Here is an 18,722-nt window from a genome sequence, read left to right as displayed (position 1 = left end):
ACACTGTATACCTGAACAGTATATGGAGCAGTATGTGAGCAGGCGTCAATCCGCCCCGCGTCTTGAGTTTGAAGCGGCGGCTATCTATGAATATCCCGAACATCTTCGCCCCTGGCTTGAAGCGTTGCCTAAACAGCCGGGTGTGTACATCTTTCACGGCGAAAGCGACACCCTACCGCTCTATATCGGTAAAAGCGTGAATATTCGCAGCCGGGTATTATCCCATCTGCGCACGCCGGACGAAGCCGCGATGCTCCGCCAGTCGAGACGCATCACCTGGTTTCCGACTGCGGGTGAAATGGGCGCGCTATTGCTGGAAGCTCGGTTGATAAAAGAGCAGCAGCCGCTGTTCAATAAGCGGCTTCGGCGCAATCGCCAGCTCTGTTCCCTGCAGATCAGCAACGGCAAACCACAGGTTGTGTACGCCCGTGACGTTGATTTTTCCCATGAGCCGAACCTCTATGGCCTGTTCGCCAATAAACGCGCGGCACTGCAGGCTTTGCAGGCGCTCGCCGACGATTTACAGCTTTGCTACAGCCTTTTAGGTTTAGAGGGCACCACGCGCGGCCGCGCCTGTTTCCGCTCGGCGCTGAAACGCTGCGCGGGTGCCTGTTGTGGGAAAGAGAGCATCGAGGAGCATAATGCCCGACTGCTCGCCGGGCTGGGGGCCATCAGCGTCAAATGCTGGCCATGGGAAGGTGCCGTTGCCCTGAAGGAAGTGGGGGAATTGATGACGCAGTATCACATCGTCCACAACTGGCTTTGGCTGGGCGCCGTTGATACGCTGCAAGACGCCGCAACCCTGCTGCGTACCCCCGCCGGATTCGACCACGACGGCTACAAAATACTCTGTAAACCCGTGTTAACCGGCAAGTACGAGATCATTTCGCTTAATGACCTGGCAGCCACGTAATTTCACTGAACAACAGCGTCCCTGTAGATTCCAGCAGCCGGAGGGTATGCGTGCCCTCCTCCCAGCTGGCTCCCTGATCCGCCGTCAGCAATTTTTCGCCAAGCTGCCATGCCCCGCTTAACACAAATATCACGCCACCGCGGGAGCCATAGGTGGTGAAGGTCCGATCCGCGACGCGAACCTTCGCCTGGCAGCAATCCCGCCGGGTCATAATATTAAAATCCATCGACATCTGCCCGTCCGTCAGCAGCGCCTTCACCGGCAGATCGCCGGCAAAACTGTAGGGCTGGTGATGTTTCAGCGTATGGAAAAATGCCTGACCGGCATCCAGCGTGACCTCTCCCCCTTCCAGCAGGGTGATCACCCGATCGACGCCGGGAAATGACGAGAACTCGCCATTGCTGGCAATAGAGGCAATGCTGGCGCGCCAGTAAAAATCACGCGTCGCGGGAGGAAAACAACATATTTCGCGTGTTTCGCCAGCGCCATTACGCCAGAGACTGACCGGCATCTTACGGATATCAAAGAACTCCATCACCACTCCTGAGGGGCGCAACCTGCGCCAGGGCAAAGACATTGCTGTCATTGCTGTCTTGTTTATTATCGTTGGAAATCTACAGACGTATTATCGGCAGCAGAGTGGGCAAACCTTAGTAAATCTCTGACGCGACTACAGGAGAATACCGCGCTGGCGGCGGCAGGCAAGAGGTGGGCAGAAAGAAAAAACCGCCGGTCCTGTCCACAGCGTTTTTGCTTATGTGAACAGGATCCCGGCGGTCTTAAGAGGGTGAACCGATTATTTGGCTGGTGCTGGCATTTTACCTTCCGGCGCCGGACGTTCTGTCAGACGCTTCTCAAAATTGGCATTAAATTGTTTTTTCTGTTCCGGGGTCAGAATGTTGTAGATCTTATTCTGGGTTTCCATGTGGGCAAGCATGCGGGCTTTATGCTGCTCGGCCATTTTGTCGATCTGCGCTTCCGCTTTCGCTTTATCGAAGCTGTCGCTGGCAATGATGTCATGCATCGCGCGGCGCTCTTCCAGCGGAGGACGTTTCATCTGGTCACGCTGGCCTTTCATGATGTCGCGAACCTGCTGTTTCTGCGCGTCGGTCAGATTCAGGTCTTTAAACATCATCATCTCATGGTGCATACCCGGCTTGCCTTTATGATGCATCATCATTTTGCCTTCAGTTGGCGCGGCGGTCGTGGCGGCGGTATCTGCGGCGAACGCCATGCTGGTAGCGCCCAGAGCCAGGGTAGAAGCAACAAACAGTGCAGTTAACTTACGCATAATGTATTTCCTTACTTTCAGTTATTCTTCGGCGCTATGCCGTGTTGACGATATTCACTTTACGGGGTTTATCGTCAATTAATCAGAGCAACGGTAAAACAATGAAAGTGTAAAAAACAATTTTTCGCCAAATGTGGAGGAATTAAGGATAAAACATGGAGAGGTGAAACATAAATATTCAATATGCTGATTTTAAAGAGATTATGCAGAAGTATAACGAAGTGGCGTTTATTAATAAAGCAATTATCCAGGAATATTCTGCAAAAGAGATATAACCGCCTTCATTGCTAAGAAAATAATTTCCCCTCTTACTTCAAGAGGGGAAGTTATCAGGCTAATTTTTCCAGCATCAGTCCGGCTCGCAGACCAAACGCCACCGACGGATTGGGGAATAAAACATACTCTGTGGCTTTCTGCACCTCGTATCGCTCGTCACCGTCTTCTGCCAGGAGTGCCCCTTGACGGAACGGCGTGAAGTTCAGCGTGTGGGCCGCCATATGGAGAAGGAAGGCATCGCTGCGACGGGTGATCTGCTGCACGACCCGATAACGCACGACGGGCTCCTGCGCATGTTCCGGTGCGGTGCCGCCGAGCAGCGCCCGAAGCGCAGAGTGCGTCGGAGCAAAGCGCGTCAGATCATTTTCCCCGAAAGGCAGCGCTTTTCCCAGCTCCAGCGTGCAGGCCAGCGCGCCGAAGTTTTCACACGTAAAATGGGTAAACGTACCGCCCGGCGACTGATGGAAGACCAGGGCTTCCAGCCCCGCATCCCCCAGCCAGCTCAGAAAGGTTTCATCCCAGGGCTGACTGCGCTGCGGCAGGACGCCAAAACGCACATGATAAGAGGCACGGATAGCCGTATGCAGGTCGAGGTGCCAGCGCGTTCCCCCCGCGGTGACAAAAAACGTCGTCACTACGCTCTCCAGCCACTGCGCGCGCGCCGTTTCATCGCTTTGGGGGAACTGCGACCAGCGGCCCCCAAACATCCGGTTGATATCACTCACCAGGTAACGTTTGTTTTGCGCCAGCGCTGGCGGATTGCCAAACACCACCAGCACGCGACACGCGAGCGTAATCTCTCCACGGTACAACGCGCGCAGCAGCAGGTCGACAATCTCAACGGGTGCAGTTTCGTTGCCGTGAATACCGCTCGACAGCAGAAGCGATACGTCGCTCTGCGCAAACGGCGTCAGTTCAAGTACGCCCCGTCCCAGCCAGCGCCAGTGGAATGAGGGGCCATCGCCCTCAGTCTGTTCGGGCGTTTCGTCTGCCAGCGTCAGCGCCAGTAAATTTTCCATATCAGCCCCCTAGCGCTGGAACGGATAAACCGATCCCAGCTGCAGGATTGTCGATAACGCATCCAGCGCCTCGCGCCCTTCACGCAGAAGCTGCGGGTCAACCAGATCGGCCTGGGTCAAGCGATCCCGATAGTAACGATCGACCCAGTCGTTCAGCCGCGCAAAGAGCGTATCGTTCATCATGACCGCCGGGTTTACCGCCTGCATTTCATCCTGCGTCAACACCACGCGCAGACGTAAACAGGCTGGCCCGCCGCCGTTGGCCATGCTTTCACGCAGATCAAAGACGCGCAGTTCATCAATCGGATTATCGGCTTTCACCAGTTCGCTCAAATAACGCCACACGCCCTGATGATTACGGGACTCCTGCGGCAGCACCAACATCATGCTGCCATCGTCACGGCTCAGCAGCTGGCTGTTGAACAGATAGGTTTCTACCGCATCCTGCACGCTCACCGCCTGTGTGGGTACCTGAATCGGCGTAAAACCGGGTACATGCTCATGCAGCGTGGCAAGCAACCTCTCCTGATGCGCAAACGCCTGTTCATGGCAGAACAGCACCTGACGGTTGGAGACGGCAATCACGTCGTTATGGAATACGCCCTGGTCGATCACCTGCGGGTTTTGCTGGGCAAAGATCGCCTGTGACGGATTGACCTGGTTCAGCCGGGCAACCGCCTGGCTCGCCGCCAGCGTCTGGCGTGCAGGATAGCGCGTGGGCGCGTTGTGACCGCCCTCTTCCCGCCCGTAGATAAACAGCTGCACGGCAGGATCGCCATAATCACCGCCCAGCCGGTTGTGGTTGGCCGCCCCTTCGTCGCCAAACATCGCCACCTGCGGCAGTGCCTGATGCACCTCGAAACGGGCGTCATTCTGGAAAATGGCGCGCAACACGCGCTCGGTGGTTTCCGCTTCGGTGGCGCGGTGGAATTTGTTATTCAGGTTCGCCACGGTCAGATGGACTTTGCCATCCAGCGTGTCGGCTGACGGCGCGACGGTCGCCGCGTTTGCCACCCACATTGACGACGCGGAGCTTGCGGCAGAGAGCAGGTGCGGCGTTTGCGTCCCCGCTTTTTCCACCACCTGTTCATCAGTACCGCTAAAGCCAAGCTGGCGAAGGACAGCCACGTTCGGGCGCTCCTGCGGCGGGATGACCGCCTGCGGGAAACCGGCATCCGCCAGCGCCTTCATTTTTAGCAGCCCCTGCTTCGCCGCCAGCTTCGGGTTGGAGACCTGAAAACGGTGCTTCGTCGAGGCTTCATTCCCGAATGAGAGACCGGCATAGTGGTGCGTCAGCCCCACCAGCCCGTCAAAGTTGACCTCACGCGCTTTCATGACGATCCCCTCCGGTAAAATCCAGTCCAGGATTAAGCGTCTCCGGCAGCGTCAGCGCCGGCGTTTCCAGGCTCGCCATCGGCCACGCGCAGTAATCGGCGGCATACCACGCGCTGGCGCGATGGTTGCCCGACGCGCCCACGCCGCCGAACGGCGCGGTACTTGCCGCCCCGGTAAGCGGTTTGTTCCAGTTCACAATCCCGGCGCGCGCTTCCAGCAACAGCTGATCAAACTTCTCGCGATGCGGTGAAATCAGCCCGCTCGACAGGCCGTAGCGGGTGTTATTCGCCATCGCAATGGCCGCATCAAAATCGTCATAGCGCCAGACGCACAGCAGCGGGCCAAAGACCTCTTCATCCGGCACGTTGCTCGCGCCGCTCATCTCAATAATGCCCGGCGTCAGCAGCGAGGTACCAGGCTGAACCTGCTTCGGCTCCAGCAGGGTTTTCGCGCCGCGCGCGACGTGCTCCTGCCAGGCTTTCAGCACGTTCAGCGCGGCCTGTTCGGAAATCAGCCCACCGATAAACGGCTGCGGGTCGGCATCCCACGCGGCAGGCACCAGACGCGCGCTCACCTCTACCAGACGCTTCAGGAAGGCCTCCCCCTGCGCGCCACGCTTGACCAACAGGCGGCGGGCACAGGTACAGCGCTGTCCGGCGGTAATAAAGGCGGACTGAATCGTCAGGTGCACCGCAGCGTCGATATCATCAGGATCTTCGACAATCAGCGGGTTGTTGCCGCCCATTTCCAGTGCCAGAATTTTCTCCGGCTGCCCTGCCAGCTGGCGGTGCAGCTGATAGCCCGTTCCGGCGCTGCCGGTAAACAGCAGGCCGTCGATATCGCTCAGCGCACTCAGCGCCTGACCGGTTTCGCGCCCGCCCTGCACCAGGTTCAGCACGCCCGGCGGCAGACCGGCCTGTTCCCACAGCTTCACCACCGCCTCGCCGGTTAATGGCGTGAGCTCACTCGGTTTGAAAATAACGGTATTGCCCGCCAGCAGCGCGGGCACTATGTGGCCGTTCGGCAGATGCCCCGGGAAGTTGTACGGGCCAAATACCGCCAGCACGCCGTGTGGACGGTGGCGCAGCGTGGCAGCGCCGTCCGGCATCTCGGTATGCTGTTCACCGGTGCGGGTGTGGTAGGCCTTCACCGAAATGGCGATTTTGTTGATCATCGCCGTCACTTCGGTGGTCGCTTCCCAGCGCGGTTTGCTGGTTTCAGACGCAATGATGCGCGTCAGTTCGGCCTTATTCGCCTCCAGCAGCCCGGCAAATTTTTCCACAATCGCCTGGCGCACGGCGAAGGGCTGTTTTGCCCATGCCGGAAACGCGCGGCGAGCAGCCTGGCCCGCCTGCTCTACCTGCCCGGCACTGGCATCATTTCCTTTCCAGAGCACCGCCTGGCCGACCGGATTGGTTTTTACCCGCAGGTCGCCTTCACCCGTTACCCAGTCACCGTTAATCCATAAAGTCATGCTGTTTTCTCCTCAGGGCAGAGACGCACCAGGCGAACCGAGTCGCCCGCGTTACATTTCAACGCATCCAGCTGCGCCGCCGTCAGTACCAGACGCTCACATTTAGGGTCAGTACGTACCAGCATGGCGCGGAAATTATTGTAATTTTCGTTGGAGACCAGACAGGCTGGCCACTCGCCCGGCGCGGGCTGTCCTTCGGAGACCGTCACCAGACGGCTTTTACGAATGGCGCGCACGCGGTCAATGTCACACTCAAGCGTTGGGCCGCCGTCGAAGATGTCGACATAGTTACGGTAGCGGAACCCCTCTTTCTCGAGCACCGCGCGGGCGGGCGCGGTCTGCGGATGCACTTCGCCGATCACTGCCTGCGCTTCCGGGGTGAGAAAATGGGTATAGATAGGATGTTTCGGCATCAGTTCGGCAATAAAGGCTTTCTGGCCCGTGCCGCAGAGATAGTCCGCCCGGCTGAACTCCATCGAGAAGAAGCGCTCGCCCAGGCTCTCCCAGAACGGCGAGTAGCCTGTCTCATCAATCACGCCGCGCATCTCGGCGACCACTTTTTCGTTAAAGCGATCGCGGAAGGCGGCCATAAACATAAAGCGCGATTTGGAGAGCAGATAGCCGTTGCCCTCTTTGCGCCACGCCGGATCGAGGAACAGCGTGCATAGCTCGCTGGCACCCGTGTGGTCATTACAGAGAAACAGCGTGGGCAGCGCGTTATAGACGTTCAGCTCTTTCGAGGCGTGAACCATGGTGCCGACGCGGTAGTTGTACCACGGGTCGTTAAGCCCGACGGCCACTTCAATAGCGCAAATCCCGGCCACGGTGCCCGTGTCGGTCTCTTCCAGCACGAACACATACCCCTGTTCGCTTTTTGGCAACGTCCCCTGCCAGGTTTGCAGGGCGCGCTCAATGCGCGCCGACAGCGTTTTTTCATCGGCAGGAAGCGAGGTCAGCCCGCCTCCTGTCTTACCGGCAAGCTGCATGAGCCCGGCGAGATCGCCGCGCTCAACGGGACGGATGACCATCATGATGACACCCCGGATTTCACCTGTTCACAGGCCAGTGCAAAACGGTCTAAGCCAGTTCTCACCTCTTCTTCGCTGACGATCAGCGCAGGGGCAAACCGCACCACGTTGGCACCGGCAATCAGCACCATCACGCCCACTTTTGCCGCTTCCTGTGAAATAAGTTTAGCTTTTCCGGCAAACTCCGGCGTGAGTTCGCAGCCGATTAACAGCCCCAGACCGCGAATTTCTTTAAACAGCCCCATTTTGCTGTTGATGGCATTCAGGCGTTCAACAAACCAGTCGTGACGCTGCTTAACGCCTTTCAGCACCTCAGGGGTGTTAATGATGTCGAGCACCTGCCCGGCGACGGCGGTAGCCAGCGGGTTACCGCCGTAGGTGGTGCCGTGCGTGCCCACGGTCATCACGCTGGCAAATTTATCGGTGGTCAGCATTGCCCCAATCGGGAAGCCGCCGCCCAGCGCTTTGGCGGTTGAGAGCACGTCCGGGGTAACGCCATAGTGCATATAGGCATACAGCTCACCGGTGCGGCCCACGCCGGTCTGCACTTCGTCGAAAATCAGCACCGCATTGTGACGATCGCACAGCTCGCGCAGCCCCTGCAGGAAGGCTTTTTGCGCCGGAAGTACGCCACCCTCGCCCTGCATCGGCTCGACGATCACCGCACAGGTTGTGTCGTCAATCAGCTCGCTGGCGGACTGCAGATCGTTATAGATGGCGTGACGGATATCCGGTGGCAGCGGCGCAAAGTCCTGAGAGTAAGAAGGCTGACCGCCTGCGCTGACGGTAAACAGCGTGCGGCCGTGGAAGGCATTCTTAAACGCCACAATCCCGCTCTTGTGCGTGCCAAACTTGTCGTGGGCATATTTACGCGCCAGCTTCAGCGCCGCTTCGTTGGCTTCCGCCCCCGAGTTACAGAAAAACACTTTTTCGGCAAAGGTCGCGTCGATCAGTTTTTTTGCCAGGCGCAGCGCAGGCTCGTTGGTAAAGCCGTTACCGGTATGCCAGAACTTCGCCGCCTGGTCGTTCAGCGCCTGACGCAGCGCCGGGTGCGCATGGCCCAGCGCATTCACCGCAATCCCCCCCGCAAAGTCGATGTACTCTTTGCCCTGCTGATCCCACAGGCGCGAGCCTTCCCCACGTACCGGAATAAAAGCCGCCGGAGCGTAAACCGGCATCATCCATTCATCGAAATTTTCACGCGTAATTGACAGAGACATAGCGACCTCATCCGGTAAATAAAAAGTTATTTGAATGTTAAATAATTGGGTGTTTGCACTGTGAATGTAGATTGCACGCTTCGTGCCAGCCAGCGATAAAAATGCATAAACGGGATAGCAAGACAGAATATCAACAGGTTACGATATGGAGTTATTCACTGTTAATGCATAAAAAGTGAATATTTTTACGACGAGCGGCGCTTTGCCGCATGAAAATCAGAAAGAGTATGCACAGGCCAAATATAATTCTGGAATTGTGATCGCTCGCGAAATTTATTGACCATTTACGCTCTGTTTGGGGGCAAGGTGCGTCAGAATGGTGCAAAAATTGCACCGTTGGCATTATCTGTCGCAGTAATTGGGCGAAGCGGATAACAGACGACACAATTTCTGCTACCATCCATGCACTATTCACCTTGCACTGGCAGCGACTATGAAATTTGTCTCTTTTAATATCAACGGCCTGCGCGCCCGTCCTCATCAGCTTGAAGCCATTGTTGAGCAACATCAGCCAGATGTGATCGGCCTGCAGGAGACCAAGGTTCACGACGACATGTTCCCCCTCGAAGAGGTGGCGAAACTCGGTTACAACGTCTTTTATCATGGGCAGAAAGGCCATTACGGCGTTGCGCTGTTGACCAAAGAGACGCCCGTTTCTGTGCGCCGTGGTTTTCCCGGCGATGACGAAGAAGCACAGCGCCGCATCATCATGGCGGAGCTGCCTTCCCCGCTGGGGAACATCACCGTGATCAATGGTTACTTTCCCCAGGGCGAAAGCCGCGACCATCCGACCAAATTCCCGGCCAAAGCCAAGTTTTATCAGGATCTGCAGGACTATCTGACCACCGAACTGAACAAAGACAACCCGGTGCTGATTATGGGTGATGTGAACATCAGCCCGACCGACCTGGATATTGGCATTGGTGAAGACAGCCGCAAACGCTGGCTGCGTACCGGCAAATGTTCCTTCCTGCCGGAAGAGCGCGAGTGGATGCAGCGCCTGCTGGACTGGGGCCTGGTGGATACCTTCCGTACCGCCAACCCGGAGACGCAGGATCGCTTCTCGTGGTTTGACTATCGCTCAAAAGGCTTTGATGACAACCGCGGCCTGCGCATCGACCTGCTGCTGGCCAGCTCCCCGCTGGCAGAACGCTGCATCGAAACCGGTATTGACTACGATATCCGTAGCATGGAAAAACCGTCTGACCACGCGCCGGTGTGGGCGAAATTCAAGCTATAACCCTGTGTGAACATTCAAAAAACACTTTTCCTGTGCGCCTTTCTGGGCGCCTTTGCGCTGGCGTTCTTCCTCCTGCCACCGGGTACGCTCTCCCTCGACGTGATAAAAACGCACCAGCAGGCGTTGCTCACGCAGGTCGAACATGCCCCCCTGCGAAGTGCGCTCACCTTTTTTGTTATCTATGTCGTGGTAAGCGCCCTGTCGATCCCTGGCGCAGCCATCCTGACGCTGCTGGGTGGTGCACTTTTCAGCTTGTGGGAAGGCGTACTGCTGGTGTCGTTTGCGTCCACGCTCGGCGCCACGCTGGCGATGCTCGCCAGCCGTTATCTGCTTCGCGACGGGGTGCAACGGCGTTTTACGCTACAGATGAAAACGGTCAATGCCGGGATGGCGCGTGACGGCGCGGGGTACCTTTTTGCCCTTCGCCTGATGCCGCTATTTCCTTTTTTCCTGGTGAATTTGATGATGGGGCTGACCCGCATCACGGTGCGTCGCTACTGGTGGGTAAGTCAGGCCGCCATGCTGCCTGCAACGGTTGTCTTTCTCAACGCCGGGCGCGAGCTTGGAAGAGTGACATCGCTGCGCGATATTTTGTCGCCGAGTGTGCTGTTCGCCTTTACACTACTGGGGTTATTCCCGCTGGCCACCCGCTGGCTCTTTTCCCGTTACACCTCTTCGTTCAAAAAGTGAGGCATTATGCGCCGTGTGCGTTTTTGCGCGTTTCTGACAAGCCTGCTACTGGCGACGCCAGCCTTTTCTGCAGACAGCTGGCAATCCCTTCAACAACAGGCAAAAGGCCAGACCGTCTGGTTTAATGCCTGGGGTGGCGATCCGGTGGTAAACCGCTACCTGGACTGGGTTAGCGGCGAAATGAAAACGCACTACGCGATTGACCTCAGGATTGTTCGTCTGGCGGATGCCGCCGATGCGGTAAAACGCATCCAGACGGAACATGCCGCAGGGCGAAACCACAACGGCTCGGTCGATTTACTCTGGGTTAACGGAGAAAATTTCCGCACCCTAAAAGAGGCGGGTTTGCTGCAAACCGAATGGGCACAGCAGTTGCCGAACTGGCGATACGTTGATACGCGTAAACCGGTTACGGAGGATTTTGCCATCCCAATCGAGGGAGCAGAATCGCCGTGGGGCGGCGCGCAGCTGACCTTTATCGCCCGTAAAGCAAGCATGCCCGCGCCGCCAGATACCCCTCAGGCATTGCTGGCCTGGGCGCAGCAGCATCCGGGCTACGTCACTTATCCGCGCCCGCCTGACTTTACCGGCACGGCGTTCCTGGAACAGCTGCTTCTGACGCTCACCACGCAGCCTGACGCGCTAAAAAAAGCGCCGGATGATACCTTCCAGCAGGTTACCGCGCCGCTGTGGCGCTACCTCGACACGCTGCATCCACTGCTGTGGCGTAAAGGGCAAGATTTTCCTCCCTCGCCCGCGCGCATGGATGCCCTGCTCGCCAGCGGCAACCTGGCTCTGTCGATGACCTTTAACCCGGCACATGCCCGGCAAAAGGTCGCCAGCGGTGAACTCCCTGCCGACAGCTACAGCTTCGGGTTTAAGAACGGTACGATCGGTAACGTCCATTTTGTCGCCATTCCGGCGAATGCCAGCGCCAGTGCGGGGGCAAAAGTGGTGGCAAACTTCCTGCTTTCACCGCAGGCGCAGATCCGCAAAGCCGACCCGGCCGTGTGGGGTGACCCGAGCGTGCTGGACCCGGGAACGCTACCCGCCGATGAGGCGAAGCGGCTTCGCAGCCACACGCCAGAAGCGTTACCGGCAGTTCTTCCTGAACCGCACGCCGCCTGGGTTAACGCGCTGGAGCAGGAATGGCTTCGCCGCTACGGCACCCGCTAAGCGCGGCGATCTGGCTGGTAATGGCGGTGATTTATCTCCCGCTGCTTCCTGCCGTCGCTATGCTGTTTACCCCGGCGCTGTCGCTCGATAGCTGGCAGGCGCTGGCTGACGACCCCCAGTTGCCGCAGGCGTTTGCCGCTACGCTGGTCTCGACGCTGTTGGCAACGCTGGGTTCGCTGGTGATTGCCCTGGGGTTCATCACGCTGCTGTGGCCCGGCGAACGCTGGCGTCGCTTGTGCACGCAGTTACCCTGGATGCTGGCGGTGCCCCACGTCGCTTTCGCGACCAGCGCGTTACTCCTGTTTGCCGAGGGAGGGCTGTTTTATCAGGTCTGCACTTTCTGCTCACCGCAACTCGATCGTTATGGCATCGGGCTGGGGCTAACGCTCGCAGTCAAAGAGAGCGCGTTTGTCCTGTGGGCACTCTATGCCGCGCTGCCTGAAGCGCAGCTGGCGCAGAAGAATGTGGTTTTGCGTACCCTCGGTTACGGACGCCTTCAGCGCCTGTGCTGGCTGGTCCTGCCGACCATTGCCCCCGCGCTGGGGGCCGTGATGCTGGCCGTTCTGGCCTGGTCGCTGTCTGTGGTGGATGTTGCCATTATTCTGGGGCCAGGTAATCCCCCCACGCTGGCGGTGCTGGCCTGGCAGTGGCTCAGCCAGGGCGATGCGCAGCAGCAGGCGCAGGGAACGCTCGTTTGCCTTCTCTTACTCCTGACTCTGGCGCTGCTGGCCGGCGTGGGATTCGGCATCTGGAAAGTCTGGCGACGCACCTTGCCAAACCTCTCCGGCGTCAGGCGCCGCGCGTCCCTGCCGGTACCGGAAAAGTCGCTCGCCTGGTGGCTACCGGGATGTGGGATCCTCTGCGCCATCGTGCTGCTCGGTTTAGCGCGTCCCGAAGCGGCCGCGCTGTCCCCGTTAACCACCAGCCTTACGCTGGGGATGCTCTCTGGCGTGCTGGCGCTTGGGCTGAGTTTTCTCTGGCTCGAATGGGGGCCCAAAAGACGCGCGCTGTGGATCTGGCTGCCGCTCGCGTTGCCCGCTCTACCTCTTGTCTCCGGTCAATATGCCGTTGCGCTCACGCTGGGCATCGACGGGCAGTTCGCTGCCGTGCTCTGGGGGCACCTGCTGTGGGTGCTGCCCTGGACGCTGCTGGTGCTGCAACCTGCCTGGCAAAAGCTGGATCCCCGACTGTTCCTCTCCGCCAGAACGCTTGGCTGGGGACGGATGAAAATATTCTGGATGCTAAAATGCCCCCTGCTGGTACGCCCGGCGTTACTGGCTTTTGCCACCGGGTTTTCGGTGAGCATGGCGCAATACATGCCCACACTGTGGCTGGGTGCCGGGCGTTTTGCCACGCTGACCACTGAAACCGTGGCGCTCAGCAGCGGAGGAAGTCTTCCAGTCCTGGCTACCCGCGCGCTGGGATTACTGTTAGTGACGGGCATCGTTTTTGGCACCGCCGCCCTCTTATCCAGACTGGCAGGCCGCTACCGTCGAGGATTACGATAATGTTAAAGGTGCAAAATCTCACCATTGAACCGCTTTTCCGGCAGGTCAATTTTTGTGTACCGCGCGGGGAGATAATGACCCTGATGGGGCCGTCCGGAAGCGGGAAATCGACACTTTTCTCCTGGATGGTGGGGGCGTTATCTTCTGATTTTAAGGCGCAGGGAGAACTGTGGCTTGAAGAACGCCGCTGTGACACCTTGCCCGTGGAAACGCGTGGTTTAGGGATCCTCTTTCAGGACGCCCTGCTGTTTGACCACTTCAGCGTCGGGCAAAACCTGATGCTCGCCCTGCCTTCCCGCATTAAAGGCGAGGCGCGTCGAGAACGCGTTGAGCAGGCGCTACGTTCTGCCGGGCTGGAAAATTACTCTGCCAGCGACCCTGCTACGCTTTCCGGCGGAGAACGCGCCCGGGTCAGCCTGCTGCGCGCCCTGCTTGCGGAGCCGCAGGCATTATTGCTGGATGAACCGTTCAGCCGCCTCGATAAAGCGTTACGAACGACGTTTCGAAAATGGGTGTTTGACGCCGTTCGTGCGCGTAATATTCCTGTGGTGCTGGTCACCCATGATGAGGAAGACATTCCGCCCGGTGGCGAGGTGATCGAGATTTCTCGCTGGCAATAATGTGCTAACGCAATGTTTTCAGATCCGGGAGAGACGACAATGCCCCCCTTTTACTGACGTCAGGTTATTCGATGAAACGTGTTTCTCAACTGACCGCGCTGGCCCTGCTCTGCGGCCTCGCCTCACTCTCCGCCGTGGCGGCTGATATGTCCTCTTCCCTTACGCTGGCCGAACTGCAGGCACAACAGGGCAAAGCCATCGACACCCGCCCCAGCGCGTTTTACAACGGCTGGCCGCAAACGCTCAGCGGCCCCTCCGGGCATGAACCCGCCGCGCTCAACCTGGCGGCCTCCTGGCTTAGAGCCATGAGCGACGGGCAGATTGGCGCGTGGATAAAACAGCACCAGCTTACCTCGTCCATGCCCATTGCCCTTTACGGTCGCGATGCCGACAACCAGGCCGTTAAAGCCCGCCTGGAGAAGGCCGGATACACGCATGTGTCGCTTCTCAGCGATGCCCTGCAAACGCCCGACCGCCTACAGCGCCTGCCGCACTTTGAACAACTTGTCTACCCGCAGTGGATCCACCAGCTACAACAAGGCAAACCGGTCACCGCCGCCCCGGCGGGCGACTGGAAAGTGATTGAAGCCGCCTGGGGCGCACCGAAGTTTTACCTGCTGAACCATATCCCCGGCGCGGGTTACATCGACACCAACGAGGTGGAAAGCGAGCCGCTGTGGAATAAGGTTTCTGACGACGCGCTGAAAGCGATGCTGGCGAAGCACGGGATCCGTCACGATACCACCGTCATTCTGTATGGCCGTGACGTTTACGCCGCCGCGCGCGTGGCGCAAATCATGCTGTATGCGGGGGTGAAGGATGTTCGCATTCTCGACGGCGGCTGGAAAGCATGGTCAGAGGCCAACCTGCCGGTTGAGCGCGGTATGCCCGCAAACGTGAAGCCCGCCCCGGATTTCGGTGCACCGATCCCCGGCCAGCCTCAGCTAATGGTGGATATGGAACAGGCGCGCGGCATGCTACACCGTCAGGATGCCTCGCTGGTCAGCATTCGTTCGTGGCCGGAGTTTATCGGTGACACCAGCGGCTACAGCTACATCAAGCCCAAAGGTGAAATTGCCGGGGCGCGCTGGGGTCACGCGGGCAGCGACGCGACCCACATGGAAGATTTCCATAACCCGGATGGCACCATGCGCAGCGCCGATGATATAGCCGCTATGTGGAAGACCTGGCACATCCAGCCTGAGCAGCACGTCGCGTTTTACTGCGGCACCGGCTGGCGGGCGTCAGAAAGTTTTATGTACGCCCGCGCGATGGGCTGGAAGAACGTCGCCGTCTATGACGGCGGCTGGTACGAATGGAGCAGTCATCCGCAAAATCCGGTCTCTACCGGCAAACGCGGGCCTGAGAGTACCCTCTAAGCGTTGAGTGACTTCAGCGTCACATAGCCGCTCCAGATGCGCGTTGTGGTGGTCAGCCAGCACAACGCGCCGAATATCCACGCAAACAGCGTAAAGTGCGCCGGAAACAGGCAGCACAGTACGAACAGCGCGATGGTTTCCGTCCCTTCCGTTAGCCCACCGATGTAATAAAACGACTTGTGCGCATAGCCGGGGTTGTCGATATCGTGTTTCGCCGCCAGCGCCGCAAACGCCAGAAAACTGCTGCCGGTGCCGATAAACGCGAACAACAGCCAGGCGGCGGCCAGCGCATTCTCGGCGGGCGCAGCCAGGGCAAAGCCAAACGGGACCAGCGCGTAAAACAGAAAATCGAGCGCGATATCCAGAAACCCTCCCGCATCGGTTAATCCCCTGCGGCGCGCCAGCGCACCGTCCAGACCATCCAGCAGGCGGTTGAATACGATGGCGACCAGCGCAGCAAAATACCAGCCGAGCGCCAGAAACGGCAGCGCCAGCACGCCGACGGCAAATCCCGTTAACGTCAGGCCATCAGGGGTAATAAAGGATTTATCCAGCACGGCCACGAGCTGGTTAAGGAGAGGTTTCAGGCGAGGATGCAGGTGTTTATCAAGCATGGGGTTTCTCTTTAAAGGTAGCGCACAGCCCCTGAGCAGGAATGTCGAGCGCGGCATTGAAACGTGCCGAGAGGTTTTGAAACGCAATCAACGCCGTCATTTCGGTAATCGCGTCGTCTGTAAAGTGGCGCTTCAACTGCGCTTTGACCACGTCATCCACCTGAGGCGGCGTGGCGCTGACGGCTTCGGCATACGCCAGCGCAGCGCACTCCTCGTCGCTGAATACATCGCTTTCACGCCAGTGGCTCACCGCCTGAACTTTATCCAGCGCGCCCGCCCGCTCGGCAAGCCGCAGGCTGTTGGCATCAATACAAAATGCGCAGTGACACAGCTGCGACACGCGTGTCATCAGCAGTGAACGCAGCACCGGGGAAAGAGGTGCCTTGCGGCGCTCCAGATAACCGACGAACAGCGCCACCAGCCAGAACAGACGCGGCATCCGTCCCCACCAGCGAGTGGGATTAAGCACCGCGCCAAAATTTTTTTTCTGCATGGCGGCAATCGGCTTAAGGCTGGCGGGAAGGGATTCGATGGGGGCAACCCAGGTGGTGGTCTTTTTCACCTGATTCTCCTGATAGCTGGACTCTGAGAAAGAGCACGATAATATGTCTTTTTTTGCTAACAATTATTGACGACCATGCTGAAAACACTCGATGTCGTTGCCGCCATCATCGAAAAAGACGACAACATTTTACTGGCGCAGCGCCCTGCCCACGCCGACCAGCCGGGAATGTGGGAATTTGCAGGCGGGAAAGTCGAAGCCGGTGAAACCCAGCCCGAGGCGCTGATCCGCGAACTGCGTGAAGAGTTGGGTATTGAGGCTCAGCCTGCGCACTACGTGGCAAGCCACCAGCGCGAAGTGTCGCAGCGATTAATCAACCTGCACGCCTGGCATGTTCCCGTCTTCAGTGGAGAGCTCACGGCGCACTACCACAGCGCGCTGGTGTGGTGTACGCCGGAAGAGGCGTTCGCCTACGACTTAGCCCCGGCGGATATTCCGCTGCTGGAGGCCTTTATTCTTTTACGCGACGCCAGACCAGCGGATTCGTGCTAATGGTGCGTTCATCACGCTGGCACTGCAGTAAAACACCGTCCGCTTTAACCACCGCCCCTTCAGAATAGTTTTGATCCTGATAGATGCAGCACTGATTGCACGGCTGCGCGCGCGGGCCGCTGGAGCTAAAAACCTCTGGCGGCACGTTCACTTCCACATCCGGGCGAATGCGGTCAGCCTGAGCGCCAGCGGTAAACATCAAACATAACGCGGTCATCACGTAACGGTTCATCGACTTGTCTTCCTGTTGTGTCCTGATATTGACTATAACGGTAAACCTGAGCAGAACCTTTAATTTATCTCGTCATCGCTTTTGGTTATGACCCGCCCTCTCTCATGAATTTCCCTTTCGGCACACATTTCTGCTTGCCTCACAAAGCGGTACGGGTGGTATAGTCAAAAAAACAACACAAATCGCATAAGCAACACACATAAATTACTATAAGAGGTTCTTATATCTATGGATCAGACACGCACTCTGGAAAGTTTCCTTGCCCATGTTCAGCAGCGCGACCCGCACCAAAGCGAGTTCGCGCAGGCCGTTCGTGAAGTGATGACCACGCTGTGGCCCTTCCTTGAACAAAATCCGCGCTACCGTCAGATGTCTCTGCTTGAACGCCTTGTCGAGCCAGAACGCGTGATCCAATTCCGCGTGACATGGGTTGACGATCGCAATCAGGTGCAAGTCAATCGTGCGTGGCGCGTACAGTTTAACTCCGCCATTGGCCCGTTTAAGGGCGGCATGCGCTTCCACCCGTCCGTAAACCTGTCGATTCTGAAGTTCCTCGGCTTCGAGCAGACCTTTAAAAACGCCCTCACCACGCTTCCGATGGGCGGCGGGAAAGGCGGCAGCGATTTCGATCCGAAAGGCAAAAGCGAAGGCGAAGTGATGCGCTTCTGCCAGGCGCTAATGACCGAACTGTATCGTCATCTTGGTCCTGACACCGACGTTCCTGCCGGTGATATCGGCGTCGGTGGACGTGAAGTGGGCTTTATGGCCGGGATGATGAAAAAACTCTCTAATAACAGCGCCTGCGTCTTTACCGGCAAGGGGCTGTCGTTTGGCGGGAGTCTGATCCGCCCGGAAGCGACCGGATACGGCCTGGTTTACTTCACCGAAGCTATGCTCAAGCGTCACGGATTAGGTTTTGAAGGGATGCGCGTCGCGGTGTCCGGCTCCGGTAACGTGGCGCAGTACGCTATTGAGAAAGCGATGCAGTTTGGCGCTCGCGTGGTAACCGCCTCTGATTCCAGCGGCACGGTGGTGGATGAAGCGGGCTTCACGGCGGAGAAACTGGCGCGCCTGTGTGAAATCAAAGCCAGCCGCGACGGTCGCGTGGCAGATTATGCCCGAGAGTTTGGCCTGACCTACCTGGAAGGGAAACAGCCGTGGGGCGTGCCGGTGGATATCGCCCTGCCGTGCGCAACGCAGAACGAGCTGGATGTTGAAGCCGCGCGTACATTGATTAGCAACGGCGTGAAAGCCGTAGCTGAAGGGGCGAATATGCCGACCACCATCGACGCGACGGACCTGTTCCTGGACGCGGGCGTGCTGTTTGCGCCGGGCAAGGCCGCTAACGCGGGCGGCGTGGCGACCTCCGGCCTCGAGATGGCGCAAAACGCCGCGCGTATGGGCTGGAAAGCGGAGAAAGTGGATGCGCGCCTGCACCACATCATGCTGGATATTCACCATGCCTGCGTGGAGTACGGCGGTAAAGCATCGCAAACCAACTACGTGCGCGGGGCGAATATCGCCGGGTTCGTGAAGGTGGCGGATGCGATGATTGGGCAGGGCGTGATTTAAGCTTTCGCTGCATTCTCACCCTTGTAGGCCCGGTAAGCGTTAGCGCCACCGGGCTTTTTTAAGGCCGCAGAGCTGCTTTTC

General features: G+C 58.3%; 19 protein-coding genes. 9 read left to right on the top strand and 10 right to left on the bottom strand.

Annotated elements, in window-relative coordinates:
• The first annotated feature begins 34 nt into the window (after nt 1–34).
• Nucleotides 35–913 carry an excinuclease Cho gene (gene cho / locus EXW94_RS02055; RefSeq protein WP_212473761.1) on the top strand — a complete coding sequence of 293 codons (879 nt, stop codon included), beginning with the start codon at nt 35–37 and terminating at the stop codon, nt 911–913.
• On the opposite strand, the gene ves is transcribed toward cho, so the two are convergent.
• The 7 genes from ves to EXW94_RS02020 all read right to left on the bottom strand — a co-directional run bounded on the left by ves (nt 891) and on the right by EXW94_RS02020 (nt 8,556).
• Complete coding sequence (ves, locus tag EXW94_RS02050; RefSeq protein ID WP_108416801.1) at nt 891–1,448, bottom strand: environmental stress-induced protein Ves; 558 nt, start codon at nt 1,446–1,448, stop codon at nt 891–893. The genes cho and ves overlap by 23 nt on opposite strands.
• Before the next feature lie 261 nt (nt 1,449–1,709).
• Nucleotides 1,710–2,204 (bottom strand): ATP-independent periplasmic protein-refolding chaperone Spy, encoded by a 495-nt coding sequence (gene spy, locus EXW94_RS02045; protein WP_174339377.1) that lies wholly within the window; start codon nt 2,202–2,204, stop codon nt 1,710–1,712.
• A gap of 329 nt (nt 2,205–2,533) precedes the next feature.
• The gene (gene astE / locus EXW94_RS02040; protein ID WP_108416799.1) at nt 2,534–3,499 is read right to left on the bottom strand and encodes a succinylglutamate desuccinylase; all 966 of its coding nucleotides are present in this window, start codon (nt 3,497–3,499) and stop codon (nt 2,534–2,536) included.
• A gap of 9 nt (nt 3,500–3,508) precedes the next feature.
• A complete protein-coding gene (gene astB / locus EXW94_RS02035) occupies nt 3,509–4,834 on the bottom strand; it encodes an N-succinylarginine dihydrolase (protein ID WP_148399498.1) in 1,326 nt (441 codons plus the stop codon).
• Complete coding sequence (astD, locus tag EXW94_RS02030) at nt 4,821–6,308, bottom strand: succinylglutamate-semialdehyde dehydrogenase (protein ID WP_174339376.1); 1,488 nt, start codon at nt 6,306–6,308, stop codon at nt 4,821–4,823. The genes astB and astD overlap by 14 nt, the downstream gene beginning before the upstream one ends.
• A complete protein-coding gene (astA, locus tag EXW94_RS02025) occupies nt 6,305–7,339 on the bottom strand; it encodes an arginine N-succinyltransferase (protein ID WP_120158871.1) in 1,035 nt (344 codons plus the stop codon). Before astA ends, astD begins: the two co-directional genes overlap by 4 nt.
• Nucleotides 7,336–8,556 (bottom strand): aspartate aminotransferase family protein, encoded by a 1,221-nt coding sequence (locus EXW94_RS02020; RefSeq protein ID WP_010430119.1) that lies wholly within the window; start codon nt 8,554–8,556, stop codon nt 7,336–7,338. The genes astA and EXW94_RS02020 overlap by 4 nt, the downstream gene beginning before the upstream one ends.
• Before the next feature lie 433 nt (nt 8,557–8,989).
• On the opposite strand from EXW94_RS02020, the gene xthA reads away from it, so the two are divergent.
• The 6 genes from xthA to EXW94_RS01990 all read left to right on the top strand — a co-directional run bounded on the left by xthA (nt 8,990) and on the right by EXW94_RS01990 (nt 15,169).
• Nucleotides 8,990–9,796: an exodeoxyribonuclease III gene (xthA, locus tag EXW94_RS02015; RefSeq protein ID WP_100166976.1), complete on the top strand. Its 807-nt coding sequence runs from the start codon at nt 8,990–8,992 to the stop codon at nt 9,794–9,796.
• A gap of 6 nt (nt 9,797–9,802) precedes the next feature.
• The gene (locus tag EXW94_RS02010; RefSeq protein ID WP_174339375.1) at nt 9,803–10,486 is read left to right on the top strand and encodes a TVP38/TMEM64 family protein; all 684 of its coding nucleotides are present in this window, start codon (nt 9,803–9,805) and stop codon (nt 10,484–10,486) included.
• 15 nt (nt 10,487–10,501) lie between these two features.
• A complete protein-coding gene (locus tag EXW94_RS02005; protein WP_174339924.1) occupies nt 10,502–11,662 on the top strand; it encodes an ABC transporter substrate-binding protein in 1,161 nt (386 codons plus the stop codon).
• On the top strand, nt 11,635–13,170 hold the full coding sequence (locus EXW94_RS02000; protein WP_174339374.1) for a thiamine ABC transporter permease: 1,536 nt from the start codon (nt 11,635–11,637) through the stop codon (nt 13,168–13,170). The genes EXW94_RS02005 and EXW94_RS02000 overlap by 28 nt, the downstream gene beginning before the upstream one ends.
• Complete coding sequence (locus EXW94_RS01995; protein ID WP_174339373.1) at nt 13,170–13,790, top strand: ATP-binding cassette domain-containing protein; 621 nt, start codon at nt 13,170–13,172, stop codon at nt 13,788–13,790. Before EXW94_RS02000 ends, EXW94_RS01995 begins: the two co-directional genes overlap by 1 nt.
• A 71-nt stretch (nt 13,791–13,861) precedes the next feature.
• Complete coding sequence (locus tag EXW94_RS01990) at nt 13,862–15,169, top strand: sulfurtransferase (protein ID WP_174339372.1); 1,308 nt, start codon at nt 13,862–13,864, stop codon at nt 15,167–15,169.
• On the opposite strand, the gene EXW94_RS01985 is transcribed toward EXW94_RS01990, so the two are convergent.
• Both EXW94_RS01985 and EXW94_RS01980 read right to left on the bottom strand, forming a co-directional pair.
• Nucleotides 15,166–15,783: a CDP-alcohol phosphatidyltransferase family protein gene (locus tag EXW94_RS01985; protein ID WP_010430104.1), complete on the bottom strand. Its 618-nt coding sequence runs from the start codon at nt 15,781–15,783 to the stop codon at nt 15,166–15,168. The two genes, EXW94_RS01990 and EXW94_RS01985, sit on opposite strands and share 4 nt — an antisense overlap.
• Nucleotides 15,776–16,345, bottom strand: coding sequence for a carboxymuconolactone decarboxylase family protein (locus EXW94_RS01980; protein ID WP_010430102.1), 570 nt, complete (start codon nt 16,343–16,345; stop codon nt 15,776–15,778). Before EXW94_RS01980 ends, EXW94_RS01985 begins: the two co-directional genes overlap by 8 nt.
• Nucleotides 16,346–16,420: 75 nt before the next feature.
• Here EXW94_RS01980 and EXW94_RS01975 point away from each other — a divergent pair, with 75 nt between their 5' ends.
• Entirely contained in the window at nt 16,421–16,837 is a 417-nt protein-coding gene (locus EXW94_RS01975) for a pyrimidine (deoxy)nucleoside triphosphate diphosphatase (protein ID WP_221549711.1), read from the top strand.
• Here the strand turns inward: EXW94_RS01975 and EXW94_RS01970 are convergent.
• Entirely contained in the window at nt 16,797–17,069 is a 273-nt protein-coding gene (locus EXW94_RS01970) for a YnjH family protein (RefSeq protein WP_174339371.1), read from the bottom strand. The two genes, EXW94_RS01975 and EXW94_RS01970, sit on opposite strands and share 41 nt — an antisense overlap.
• Before the next feature lie 228 nt (nt 17,070–17,297).
• On the opposite strand from EXW94_RS01970, the gene gdhA reads away from it, so the two are divergent.
• Nucleotides 17,298–18,641 carry an NADP-specific glutamate dehydrogenase gene (gene gdhA / locus EXW94_RS01965; RefSeq protein ID WP_174339370.1) on the top strand — a complete coding sequence of 448 codons (1,344 nt, stop codon included), beginning with the start codon at nt 17,298–17,300 and terminating at the stop codon, nt 18,639–18,641.
• The last annotated feature ends 81 nt before the right edge of the window (nt 18,642–18,722 follow it).

It is taken from the genome of Enterobacter sp. JMULE2 (assembly GCF_013337145.1).
GTDB classification, from domain to species: Bacteria; Pseudomonadota; Gammaproteobacteria; order Enterobacterales; family Enterobacteriaceae; genus Enterobacter; species Enterobacter mori.
This window is presented reverse-complemented; position numbering and strand designations above follow the sequence as displayed.

Coding starts and splice junctions, on each gene's coding strand:
- astE (WP_108416799.1), bottom strand. CDS start 3,499: ATGGAAAATTTACTGGCGCTGACGCTGGCAGACGAAACGCCCGAACAG.
- EXW94_RS01985 (WP_010430104.1), bottom strand. CDS start 15,783: ATGCTTGATAAACACCTGCATCCTCGCCTGAAACCTCTCCTTAACCAG.
- EXW94_RS01975 (WP_221549711.1), top strand. CDS start 16,421: ATGCTGAAAACACTCGATGTCGTTGCCGCCATCATCGAAAAAGACGAC.
- astA (WP_120158871.1), bottom strand. CDS start 7,339: ATGATGGTCATCCGTCCCGTTGAGCGCGGCGATCTCGCCGGGCTCATG.
- ves (WP_108416801.1), bottom strand. CDS start 1,448: ATGGAGTTCTTTGATATCCGTAAGATGCCGGTCAGTCTCTGGCGTAAT.
- EXW94_RS02020 (WP_010430119.1), bottom strand. CDS start 8,556: ATGTCTCTGTCAATTACGCGTGAAAATTTCGATGAATGGATGATGCCG.
- EXW94_RS01995 (WP_174339373.1), top strand. CDS start 13,170: ATGTTAAAGGTGCAAAATCTCACCATTGAACCGCTTTTCCGGCAGGTC.
- gdhA (WP_174339370.1), top strand. CDS start 17,298: ATGGATCAGACACGCACTCTGGAAAGTTTCCTTGCCCATGTTCAGCAG.
- EXW94_RS01990 (WP_174339372.1), top strand. CDS start 13,862: ATGAAACGTGTTTCTCAACTGACCGCGCTGGCCCTGCTCTGCGGCCTC.
- spy (WP_174339377.1), bottom strand. CDS start 2,204: ATGCGTAAGTTAACTGCACTGTTTGTTGCTTCTACCCTGGCTCTGGGC.
- astB (WP_148399498.1), bottom strand. CDS start 4,834: ATGAAAGCGCGTGAGGTCAACTTTGACGGGCTGGTGGGGCTGACGCAC.
- EXW94_RS02000 (WP_174339374.1), top strand. CDS start 11,635: ATGGCTTCGCCGCTACGGCACCCGCTAAGCGCGGCGATCTGGCTGGTA.
- EXW94_RS01970 (WP_174339371.1), bottom strand. CDS start 17,069: ATGAACCGTTACGTGATGACCGCGTTATGTTTGATGTTTACCGCTGGC.
- astD (WP_174339376.1), bottom strand. CDS start 6,308: ATGACTTTATGGATTAACGGTGACTGGGTAACGGGTGAAGGCGACCTG.
- xthA (WP_100166976.1), top strand. CDS start 8,990: ATGAAATTTGTCTCTTTTAATATCAACGGCCTGCGCGCCCGTCCTCAT.